The following is a 5,609-nucleotide window of genomic DNA, read 5'->3' on the forward strand; positions in this document are numbered from 1 at the left end:
GGCGCCTTCTCTCATAGCCTCAACAGCGGTCTTTACATCTGCAAAGGCAGTGATTACAATCACCCCTGTATCAGGAGAGATGTTCTTTATAGATTTTAATACCTCAATACCATTAATACCTGGTAGCCTGAGGTCTGTTATCACAACATCAAAACTTTCCTTTTCAAAGAGTCTTATACCATCAACACCATTATCTGCAGTAGCGATTTTATATCCTACACTTTCAAGGGTACAGGAAATTCCAAGTCTCACAGAAAGTTCATCTTCTATTACAAGTATCTTCATCGTTTGTAACCTGTCTTTTGAAATTTTCAGCAATTTTTGTGCCATATTATACTTTAGAGTCAAGAGTCAAGTCAAAGACTTAATAAGTCCTCTCATTTCATGACCCATGCCCCTTAACCCTATGTTATTGGTAATTTAATCCTGAATGTTGTTCCAGCGCCAACAATGCTGTCCACTTCGATTATACCACCATGTTGTTCCACTATTCCCTTACTCACAGAAAGTCCCAATCCCGTCCCCTCTCCTACACTCTTTGTTGTAAAGAAAGGATCAAAAATATAGGGCATTATGTCAGGAGGAATACCACCTCCTGTATCCTCGATAGAAACTACACAGAACCCATTTTCTCCCCTCGTCCTAATTGTCAGGCTACCGTCGCCATCCATAGACTGTAGGGCGTTTATCATAATATTCATAAAGACCTGTGCCATCTTGTTTTCATCAATCAATATTTCCGGAATATTATCTGACAGGTCATTAACAACTTTAATGTTCTTTTTTGAGGCAGGGTAATTGAGCAAAACTAACAGGCGGTTTATGAGGTTGTTCAGGTTTACAGGTATCTTTTCTGTAACAGTCATCCTCGAGAAATCGAGGAGTTGTTCGACAATGTTTTTTATCTTCTGAAGACCGTCATTGATTGCAAGAATGAGTTTTTCCTTTGTTAGGTTGTCCACATCAGCTTCCATCAGATTTTTAAAACACAGGGTTATACCGCTGAGTGGGTTGTTTATCTCATGGGCAACACCAGAGGCAAGCCGTCCAATGGAGACCATCTTTTCTGTTTGAGTGAGTACTTCTACGGTCTTTTTACGTTCTCTATCTGCATCCCTGAGCCTCTGTAGCATCCAGAGGAAGCTCCTTTGAAGCTTGCCAAGTTCATCCCGTCTATCTTTAGGCAGGGGATCACGAATTGCCCCTGCAATCTCGAGGTCTCCATGCGTTTTTATGCCGTCCATTATCCTCGAAAGTCTTATCACTGGTTTTGAAAGAACCTTTGCACCAATACTTATAATTATGAGAGAAATCATAGAAAAGAGAACAGTAATGAAAGTGATCTCTTTCTTCAAGGAATTTAAAGATTCCTGAACCTCTTTTATGGAAAGCCCAATTTGTAGAACACCCCAATGCTTGGTCTCTATATTTAGGGGTGCTGTTATTTTTAGAATCGGGTCGTCCTGAAATCCTCCATAGGCTATCTCTGTTTTAAGGTTTGTAAGAGCTCTCAGTGTTGATTCATCCACACGTACCTTGCCATACTCATAGATATCGCTATGAGCAAGAATCTCTCCCTTATTACCAAGAATCATTACATACCTTACCCTCTTATCCCGTTCCATTAAATTCATTATGAAATAGTCAAGGTAGTCAATGAGATCTTGATCATCCATCATACCGAGCTCATTATATACCATTACATTTGTCAGAGTAAGCTGGCTTATTTCGGCAAGAACTTTTCCCTGGTTCATTATATCCTGTCTGTACAAGTCCTCTTCTCTTGAGAGGATTATGACGCTTCCTATGATAGTAAAGACGAGAATACACACAGATGCGACAATGATAAACTTTCCCTGAAGGCTGAATACCCACTTCTTGAGTTTCTCAATCATGGTATTTTTACACCCTTTTTACCCAGATAGTTTATCATCGTACGTATGGAGTCATAATCAGAGTCTGTTGCCTCGGCAAATCCATATCTGAACTCTTCATCCCATTTTTCCATTATCTTACGGTGTTCAGGATTATTGTAGTCTAAGTTGAGAAGTGCTTTTTTTATGGCATTAACAATCTCCGGTGATACATCTGCCCGCACCACTATTGGGAGACCTGGTATTGGCTCAGAAACAGATATAGCCTTTAGCCCCCTGTCTTTAAATCTCCATGCGACAGAATCTATTACTGCTCCTGCATCAAAGTTCCCCCTCAAGACTTCCCTCGCAACAGAGTCGTGGTACTTAAGGTTTACATGTCGTGAAAAATCCTCAAGCCTTAAACCTCCTCTGGAATAAAGATGATAGAGGGGTGCAAGGTTACCTGATGTTGATAGTTTCGATGCAAAGGCAACAGATTTCCCTTTAAGGTCTGAAAGTGCGTTAATCTCTCCATTTGTAGCTCTTGTAATGAATACGCAGGTGTAAAAGGGCCTACCATCCGCACCAATAGGTCTCAGGATAGGAACCACATCGAATTCCCTCTTTGCTTCTAAATATGTAACGCCACCAAGTAACGCAACCTGAACCTTGTTACTTTTAAGAAAATTTATTATATCTCTGTAGTCCTGACTGAGTTTCAACTCAAACCTGTACGGTGTATTTTCTGTGAGATAGTTCATAAGTGGCTGGTATCTCTGATACATTACTATAGGATGGTAAAGGGTTATAGCGCTGAAATAGACCGTTGCCTTTTTATCTTTGGGGGCATCACTTTTATGCACAGCCTCAGTCTCTCCGATATAACCGATATAGAGGATTGCAAGAATTATAAGAAGAGTTGATATTTTACTCACATTCATCATCTGCAATTTATGTAATAATTATACTTATTATAGCAGATATGATAACAAGGAGGTAGAAGAAATATTAGATAGCCTTAAAATTCATACCTTACGACGGTATAGATGTTATCGTCCTTGTTAAGCTGTCCGAACTCTGTATGGGGTTTACCTCCACCAAAGACATTTCCACCAACTGCAAACCATACATGGTCAGAGAGGCTGTATTTAAATTCAGGATTAATCATATAATCTTTATCAGATGGGCTATAAAATGTAAAGAGCGAGAGTTTTATCGTCTGGTATTTAAGAAACTGCGTGAGCCTGAGTGTCGCCAGCTGTTTTAATCTCTTATCTCTCGGAGAACCTGTGGATAATGAGCCTTTGTATTCTGTATATCTATGCATATATTCGCCATAATATTGAATGCCAATCGTAAAGTCCTCCCAGAGTTGCCTGTTATATCCTACGAGTCCCCTCGTCTGAGAGTTCGGCACCATCGAGTTCTTCCCTGCCCTATCTTCCTTTGAGTCATAATATCCTCCTTCGAGGCTCAGTATACCTTCGAGCATCCTCCCTTGAAGGCTAAAACCATATACAGAGAGCCTCGGATAAAAATATGTTATATACCTGGGGGAATCAGGATTATCAACCATCATTGCTGGCTTTCTATGAAATCCCCTGTAGACGTATAATGCGGCATCCATCCCGAGGATATCTCTATATATCCTGACCGCATACTCCGTATTCTTTACCCTCGGATTCGGCTCTTTTTCGCTCCTTTCTCTAACATTCGGCATGGAATCATACATGATGAAACGGTCTGTTTTCGGGTAATTGTTGGACTTAAAAAATGGGATTGCTACCAGTTCTATCGAGGTAACCTTCGGGTAAAGACCGACCTTTACCGCATCAACTCCTCTCTTTAGATACTCCATTGGTCTTCCAGAGAAGAATGCCTCATAGTCCTTTGGAAACACATCATTTATAAATATCAGGTCTCCAACGCCCCAGGTGAACATCTGCTTCCCGAGCCTCATATCCCAGCTCTTTGAGGCATAATCCACATACGCCTCTCTGAACTCAACATCTGCATTTTCATTTATATGTTCTCCTATAAGGTCTGTCTTTGTAAAAAACCTGAATGCCTTTATGCCTCCATCTATCTTAAGCTGAACCCTCTCATCTGCCCAAACGAGGTCTCCACCTTTGCTTTCTGGAGGACGGTCTCCTGTAACCCTCGCCGAGTAATTTCCCTGAACAAAGCCATGCAGAGAGATATCTTCAGCAAATGCAGGAGCTACAATGAACAACACTATCAATGGGAAAAACACTATTAACACTCTTAATCCTTAATCCTTAATTCTTAATCCTTAATCAATCCATCTTCTTTCAGGCTTTCTGAGATACCTTTCTGTGAATGCATCGTCAGGTAACCCTATGTTATAATTTGCTTTTGTGTATGTGACCTCAGTCCTGTGTCCACTCTGGAGGTTTTTCATAGTCCTTTTTGTAACTGTAGGAAAGCCCTTTACATCTTTAATTTCGTCAGCTGTGAAGACTTTGTATAATTCACCTTTCCTGTCATAATATTCTTCTTTCAGAGGTAAAAAATTGGTCTTATCGATCCATGAGATTTTGTAGCTATAATCTACATCTCCAGCCTTTGGTGTGCTCTTTACAACATAACAGTCCCTTGCTCCAAGTCTTTCTTCTTTTACAATAGCATGTGTATCATCCTCGATGTCCCTTCCAGAGACATCTTCATAAGTGAAATCGGAGCCTACGAAACTTGAACGCTTGTCCTGTGCAGCAATGCGTCTTACCATGTTTATGGCAGGGACAAAGAGCCATCTGTCATCGTCTTTCGCAGGATACTTATAGACCATAAATGTCATATCCCTCACATCAGCAGGCTGAAAGAAGTAGATAAAGTATTTCTGGTCACCGCCTACATCGCCATAATTCTTTCTCAACATGGTAAGTTCCCTTATCCTCTCCGCACCACCTTTACTTATGAGCTTCATCATCACTCTTGCCTTAAAATCTTTACCCTGATATAAAAAGGCAGCCTGCGATTTTTTCATAACCTCCTCTGCTGTAAGGGCAAAAGCCTCAAAAGGCAGAAGCATTATGAGTAAAACAATCAAATACCTTATCATCTCAAACCTCCTCTTTTTCTTTTATCTGTCATTCCGTGCTTGACACGGAATCCAGGGTTTCCTGTGGAAACAGGAATCCAATTCCTTTGTATAGTTCCCTCCTTTCACGGGGATGGCGTCTGGATTCCTGCTTTCGCAGGAATGACATCAGTGTTTTGTAACTTTTTACTTTCTACTTCTTATTTCTCACTTTTCTTATCTATCCCCAACGACCTGAGGATTGGCATCATCGGTCACCAGTTTGTAAAGGCAGACTGCAAGAGATTCAGTCCCATAATTGCAGTAAGTATAAGCCAATTTACTGAATGCACCTGAGCCAAAATTAAACTCACCAATACTACAACTCCCGCTATTCCTCTGAGCCATCTCTCTAACATATCACACCTCCTGCTGTTTTCTTCATGAACCCCGCACCACGACTTTACCCAGCCCTTTCTATCAAAGGCTTGGTTTATAGCCGTGGCATCAAGGTTATAACCTTTCAGGAATTTCCCGCATTCCTCCAGCATTCACACTCGTGGCTTCCTGTGGTGCGGGGTGAAGTCCCTTTAAAAATACTTCATCTGTAGACTTAGTGACATACTCCTTCGGCGTTACCCGTGCTATCTGTGAACCTTTCTTTATCGCCCATATAAGGAGAGCAAAAAGAATAGCAGTATAAAGGAATGCAA

Annotated in this window: 7 protein-coding genes; all 7 read right to left on the bottom strand. The window is 40.9% G+C overall.

Features of this window, described 5'->3' with window-relative positions; all coding sequences use genetic code 11:
- Positions 1 to 330, bottom strand: a 330-nt coding sequence (locus AB1488_08810) for a response regulator (GenBank protein ID MEW6410190.1), incomplete at its 3' end; no start/stop codon positions are given.
- Positions 331 to 404: 74 nt separating this feature from the next.
- Positions 405 to 1,895 (bottom strand): ATP-binding protein, encoded by a 1,491-nt coding sequence (locus tag AB1488_08815; protein MEW6410191.1) that lies wholly within the window; start codon positions 1,893 to 1,895, stop codon positions 405 to 407.
- Positions 1,892 to 2,800, bottom strand: a complete 909-nt coding sequence (phnD, locus tag AB1488_08820; protein MEW6410192.1) for a phosphate/phosphite/phosphonate ABC transporter substrate-binding protein — start codon at positions 2,798 to 2,800, stop codon at positions 1,892 to 1,894. The genes AB1488_08815 and phnD overlap by 4 nt, the downstream gene beginning before the upstream one ends.
- A 74-nt stretch (positions 2,801 to 2,874) precedes the next feature.
- Complete coding sequence (locus tag AB1488_08825) at positions 2,875 to 4,119, bottom strand: hypothetical protein (protein ID MEW6410193.1); 1,245 nt, start codon at positions 4,117 to 4,119, stop codon at positions 2,875 to 2,877.
- A 30-nt stretch (positions 4,120 to 4,149) separates the two neighbouring features.
- Complete coding sequence (locus AB1488_08830; GenBank protein MEW6410194.1) at positions 4,150 to 4,938, bottom strand: outer membrane lipoprotein-sorting protein; 789 nt, start codon at positions 4,936 to 4,938, stop codon at positions 4,150 to 4,152.
- Positions 4,939 to 5,171: 233 nt separating this feature from the next.
- Positions 5,172 to 5,447 (bottom strand): DUF2892 domain-containing protein, encoded by a 276-nt coding sequence (locus AB1488_08835; protein MEW6410195.1) that lies wholly within the window; start codon positions 5,445 to 5,447, stop codon positions 5,172 to 5,174.
- Positions 5,410 to 5,609 (bottom strand): hypothetical protein (locus AB1488_08840; protein ID MEW6410196.1); only part of this gene is annotated, 200 nt, incomplete at its 5' end. The genes AB1488_08835 and AB1488_08840, both read right to left, overlap by 38 nt.

Source organism: Nitrospirota bacterium (genome assembly GCA_040756155.1).
Lineage (GTDB): Bacteria > Nitrospirota > Thermodesulfovibrionia > JACRGW01 > JBFLZU01 > JBFLZU01.